Below are 4407 nucleotides of genomic sequence, written 5' to 3' on the forward strand. Positions count from 1 at the left end.
CAGCGCCGCGGCGCCCGCCAGGCTGGCCAGGCGCGGCCAGGACGTGCCCGCGCTCGAGTCGATTCGGAAATTCAACGCCATGGCGGCAGGCTCCAGGTCATGGGTCAATGCAACAGCAGCACGCGGCGATAGCGCAGCGGCGTCTGCCCCAGCACGCCGCGCGAGATCACCAGCTCCAGCGCCGTGGCCGGCTGCTCGCCCCGCCCCGGCAGCGCCACCCAGCCGCGTCCGGGCGCCCAGGCCCGCACGCTGAAATCCAGCAATTCGTCCAGCACCGGCGTGCCGGTATCCGGCGCGGGCATGGGCAGCGGCATGGCGTCGGTCGGCCGTCCCGCCGTGCGCAGCAGGCGGCCGCCCTGGCGTTCCCAGATCACGCGCTGGCGCGCCTGCGGCTGCCCGGGCGCGCCGCGCACGATGTCGATGCGCGGCGCCGGCGTCTTCATGCCGCTGACATGGATCGCGTCGGGCAGCAGTTGCGGCGGGATGACCGCCGGTTCGGCGTCTTCGGCCCCGGGCGCGGCCGGGGCCTCGGCCGCCGGCGGCTCGGCCAGCACCAGGCTGCGCGCGGCGACATCGCGTTCGAACTGGTCGAAGGCGCGCTGCAGCGCCAGCGCGTCGTCGGTGTGCTGATCGAGCTTGCGGCTGGTCAGCGCCACGCTGTCGATGGCGCGCCAGGAGATGAGGCTGATGATGGCCATGATCATGATGGCGATGATCACCTCGATCAACGTGAACCCGGCCTGGCGTCGCGGCGTCATGGAGAGCGGTTCTCGACGATGCCGGACAGCGTGGCCAGGCGCGGCGTCGGGCGATGGTCGAGATAGACCTCGACGGTGACCGTGCGCGCGCCCTCGCGGGCGTCGGTGTAGCGGCTGTCGCACACCAGGGCCAGCGGCCCCTGCGGGCAGGCGGCCTTGTCGCCGCTGGCGGTCAGCGCCGGCGGCGCCAGCTGCAGCTCGATCAGCCGGTTCTGCGCCGACATCAACGCCAGCGCCCGTTCGCGCAACACGCCGTTGTTGGTCGTCAGCATGCCGGTGGTTCGCATGACGGCCGCCAGCGCCACGCTGACGATGGCCAGCGCGATAAGGATCTCCAGCAACGTGAAGCCGGCCGCGCGCGCCGGGCGGCGCGGCGGCGGGCGGGACGGCTGGCGCGCACGCCGCACGTCAGCGCACCAGGAAGCGGCCGCTGGCATCGCGCTGCACGTCGACCTGGCCCGCCGCGTTGGACAGCGTCAGCCGCCACGGCGGGCCGAACCACTCGGCCGTCAGCAGCACCGGGCCGGCGGGCGATACCCGCACCGGGCCGGCCTGCCAGGGACGCGGCCGCAGCGCCGGATCCCGCGCGAAGTCCTCGATCCTCGTGGCGTCCAGCAGCGGCACCGCACCGTCCAGCGCCCAGGCGCCGCGCACGAAACGGTAGCCGTCCGCGTCGGCCTGCCACGCAATGACGCGGCCATCGCCGCGCGCTTCGCCCTGCGCGGCGGCGAAACTCTCGGCCAGCCGCTGCGCGTCGTCGCGCAGGCGGCGCGCCGGATCGCTGCGGATGCTCAACCCCAGCGCGGCCGTGGCGATGCCCACGATCACCAGCACCACCATCAGTTCGATCAGCGTGAAGCCGCGCTGAGGCGCCGCGCGGCGGCCGGCCCGGGCATGCGGGGCCCAGGGCGAAGACGAGGTTACGGCCGCGCGCCGTGTCATGCCCGCAACCGCGCCGCCTGGCTCTCGACGTGGCGACAGGCGTCGCGCAGGTGGCGCCGGACGATGCGTCCGGACACGCCATAGCGCGCCGCCACCTCGCTCTGCAGCATGCCTTCGATGCGCACGCCGATGAAGATCTCGCGCTGCTGCCGCGGCATCGCCTCGATCAGGCGCAGCACGCCGCGCATCGAGGAACGGGCCTGCGCGATCCGCTGCGGCCCCGGCGCCGTGTCCTCGATGTCGTCCCAGATCACCTCGGCCGCGCCCGGCAGCCGTTCCGCGCGCAGGCGGTCGATGGCGATGTTGCAGGCCATGCGGAACACGTAGGCGCCGGGATTGAGGACGGCGGGCGCCGGCGCCGCCCCGCCCTCGGCCACGCGCAGCCAGGCGTCGTGCAGGCTGTCCGCGGCCAGGTCCGGGCAACCGAGGTGGCCGCGCAGCGCCTGCATCAGGCGCCCATAGTTCGCCGCCACGAATTCGCCCAGGCAGAGCGGGCGCGGACGCGCCGCCTGCGCGCCGCCCGCGGCGAACTCGTCGCGGCGCCGTCGCGCCGGCGGCGCCGGTTCAAGACACAGGGACATGTCGGCTCTCCGTGACGGGCCTGCCCCCGGGCGCAAGCGGGCGCCGTCCGGTGCCGGCCGGACGCTGGGCGGCCCGCTTGCGCATTGCCCAATTGGCCGGCGTCAGCAGGCCGTCGTCCAGCGCCTGGCGCAACAGCTCGGCAATGCCGGCGTGGCCCGCGACCGCGTCGAGCTCGTCGTCGAAGGTCGGCGCGCACTCGCAGCCACCGCCTTCCGACAGGCCGGCGAACCAGCGGAACAGCAGGTTGTAGGCGATCTGTTCATGGAAGTACGGCTTGCTGCCGGCGGGATACAGCAGTTGCAGAATGTGGGTGCGGCACAGGATCGCCGGATCCAGCGTCAGCCCGCAGTCCAGGCTGGCCTGGCGCAGCAGCGCGGCGTGCGCCCGCAGCGTGTCGTCGATGTGTTCGCGCAGGGCCACCAGCGGATGGCGCGGCGGCACGTAGCGGGTCAGCTGGATCTGGCCGATCCAGGTTTCGTGCGACACGACCCAGACCCAGGGGGAGCCGTAGCGGGATACCGATACGGGTTGCTGCCTGGCGCAATCGAGCACCTTGGACAGCTTGCGGTCCAGCTCGAGCATGCCTACGTTGACGGTCGCCGACATCACGCGCTCCTAGGGGCCGGGTAGGCCCACGTCCGGTATGGCCGCGCTACGTATGGCGCGGCCTGTACCCCTAAGACGACTCGGCGCGGCGGAACCCGCCAGCTTTTTTATTCAGGACGGATCGCCCGCGCGCGCCAGGCCTGCAGCAGCGCGCGGTTCAGCGCGATGCCGGTGGCCTGCTCGATCGGCGCGACCGGCGCCCCATCCAGCGACTGCGCCAGGATGTCGATCATGTCGGCGCTGGCCAGCACTCGCTCCAGCGCCTGGCCGAACTCGTGCGGGCTCCAGATTTCCTGGTCCAGCGACAGGCCGACGAACCAGCGGAACAGCAGGTTGCAGGAAATCTGCTCGTGCAGGCCGGCCTCGGTCTCGACGCCATAGAGCAGCTGGATCGCCAGCGCCCGCAGCAGCGGCTGCGCCTCGATGCGCAGCATGGCGCGGATCGCGGCCGCGTGCAGCCGCGGCTGGCTGGCGGCCACCGCCCGGTCCAGGTGCTCGCGCAGCGCGGCCAGCGGATGGCCGGCCGGATTGAACTCGACCCGGCGGGTGTTGCGGGACCAGACCTCGTGCGACACGATCCAGACCCAGGGCGAGCCGTAACGATGCACCGACACGGGATGCTCCCACGCCGAATCCACCACGGCCGACAGATTCTCCTTCAACTCTCGAATACCGATATTCGGTTTACGCGACACGACTGCTCCCCATCGCGCGGACGCGGCATGCGCCCTCGATGGCGGTCATGCGCGGCCTGCCTGTATAGGACGAGATGGGCGGGCCAAACCCGCCACGCGGCCCTCAGCCGAGCAGCACCACGTTGCCCGGCAGATGCGTGGCGGTCAGGCCGAAGGCCTTTTCGATCTGCACCAGCACCTTGTCGGTGTCGCGGATCTCGAAGCGGCCGCTGAGCGCGCTGGCGCCGCGCGCGCCGTCCAGCAGCACCACGCGGCCACGGCGGTAGCGGTTGATCTCGGCCACCACCTCGGCCAGCGGCGTCTGCCGGAACACCAGCGAGCCCTGGCGCCAGGCCGAGGTCTCGGCCGGGTCGATGCGCTGCACCTGGCCCAGTCCCTGCCCGTCGTAGAACAGGCGCTCGCTGGGGCCGAGCAAGGTGGCGCCACCGCCCAGCGCCACGCGCACCGAGCCGGCGATGCAGGTGACGCAGACCGTGCCGCCCAGGTTGCGCAGTTCGAAGCGCGCGCCGCGGGCCTCGGCGCGGCCCTGGCCCGCCATCACCGTCACGGCGGTCGGCGAGGCCAGGCCGTCGAACGCGGCTTCGCCGGCGATCAGCTCGACCCGCACCGCGCCCGGCTGTTCCGAACGCAGCGCGATGCTGGTCTGGGTGTTCATGTCCACCTGCACCCGCTCGCCCAGCCCGAACTGGCGCCGGTCGCCGGTGTCGGTGCGGTAGTCGGCCGACCATTCGTCCCAGGCCGGCCACAGGCGGAACGGCGGCGCCACCACGGCGGCCACCGCCGCGGCGGCCGCGCCGCCCAGGCTGGCGCCCAGGAACGCGCGC

Annotated in this window: 7 protein-coding genes; all 7 read right to left on the reverse strand. The window is 73.0% G+C overall.

Annotated elements, in window-relative coordinates; all coding sequences use genetic code 11:
- Nucleotides 1-104: 104 nt before the first annotated feature.
- Nucleotides 105-758, reverse strand: a complete 654-nt coding sequence (locus AOZ53_RS33060; RefSeq protein ID WP_054491063.1) for a PulJ/GspJ family protein — start codon at nucleotides 756-758, stop codon at nucleotides 105-107.
- Nucleotides 755-1195: a type II secretion system minor pseudopilin GspI gene (gene gspI / locus AOZ53_RS33065; protein WP_369816860.1), complete on the reverse strand. Its 441-nt coding sequence runs from the start codon at nucleotides 1193-1195 to the stop codon at nucleotides 755-757. The genes AOZ53_RS33060 and gspI overlap by 4 nt, the downstream gene beginning before the upstream one ends.
- The gene (gene gspH, locus AOZ53_RS33070) at nucleotides 1167-1700 is read right to left on the reverse strand and encodes a type II secretion system minor pseudopilin GspH (protein WP_082385877.1); all 534 of its coding nucleotides are present in this window, start codon (nucleotides 1698-1700) and stop codon (nucleotides 1167-1169) included. The genes gspI and gspH overlap by 29 nt, the downstream gene beginning before the upstream one ends.
- Nucleotides 1697-2281, reverse strand: coding sequence for an RNA polymerase sigma factor (locus AOZ53_RS33075; RefSeq protein WP_054435523.1), 585 nt, complete (start codon nucleotides 2279-2281; stop codon nucleotides 1697-1699). The genes gspH and AOZ53_RS33075 overlap by 4 nt, the downstream gene beginning before the upstream one ends.
- A complete protein-coding gene (locus tag AOZ53_RS33080; RefSeq protein WP_054491067.1) occupies nucleotides 2265-2888 on the reverse strand; it encodes a transposase in 624 nt (207 codons plus the stop codon). The genes AOZ53_RS33075 and AOZ53_RS33080 overlap by 17 nt, the downstream gene beginning before the upstream one ends.
- A 107-nt stretch (nucleotides 2889-2995) precedes the next feature.
- Entirely contained in the window at nucleotides 2996-3583 is a 588-nt protein-coding gene (locus AOZ53_RS33085) for a transposase (RefSeq protein WP_156333609.1), read from the reverse strand.
- Nucleotides 3584-3686: 103 nt separating this feature from the next.
- Nucleotides 3687-4407 (reverse strand): FecR family protein (locus AOZ53_RS33090; protein ID WP_054491069.1); only part of this gene is annotated, 721 nt, incomplete at its 5' end.

The sequence above is a fragment of the Achromobacter sp. 2789STDY5608621 genome (assembly GCF_001299375.1).
In the GTDB taxonomy this organism is placed as follows: domain Bacteria; phylum Pseudomonadota; class Gammaproteobacteria; order Burkholderiales; family Burkholderiaceae_B; genus Achromobacter; species Achromobacter insuavis.